Origin of the sequence: Zooshikella harenae, from assembly GCF_018837975.1 — a bacterium.
GTDB lineage: Bacteria > Pseudomonadota > Gammaproteobacteria > Pseudomonadales > Zooshikellaceae > Zooshikella > Zooshikella harenae.
Window position 1 is genome coordinate 1 of sequence record NZ_JAGSOY010000362.1, and the last position, 562, is coordinate 562.

Here is a 562-nt window from a genome sequence, read left to right on the forward strand (position 1 = left end):
GATACTGTCTCCGTTACCTGTTTGGACAGGTTATAAGGCCGCAGATCCTTTAAACGTACTGATAAAAAAAAATAACGTGTATATCGATATTGGCAGTGGCAACGCCAAGGCAGCTTTTGAGCTGTTGTACTTTGGGCTTTCTGTAACTGCTTTAGTCCTTGTATGCTTATATTTTTTTATGAGGGTAATTGCTCCATCTTATGAGCCAATTGATTGGCCACTAATTTTTGTATTAGGTGGGGCATGGTTATTAATTACACTTATTTTTATTTTCTATGTTATTTACTCTCACTTTAAACATGGCAAAGAAAACATGCAGACCCGCTTCAATCGGCAGCGCCGTGAAGTCGCTTGGGTGGATGATAAAAAACAGCTCCATCTTGTCCCTTGGGAGTCGTTTAAAGCGTGGGTCAGTAGCGCCAGTACGGTTGGCGATAGTGTCGCTTATCGGAGTGCTTTGCTTGGTATGGGGCCACCAGCCTACGATGACCCTCATGGTTTTATTGGGGTATGGCGTATGCCTTGTGGTGTTGAAATTTCAGGGATTATGCAGTGGGAATGC

At 43.2% G+C, this 562-nt stretch carries 1 protein-coding gene; it reads left to right on the top strand.

Going from position 1 to position 562, the window contains the following annotated elements; all coding sequences use genetic code 11:
* On the top strand, positions 1–562 hold a 562-nt coding region (locus KCG35_RS26130), incomplete at both ends, for a hypothetical protein (RefSeq protein ID WP_215822860.1).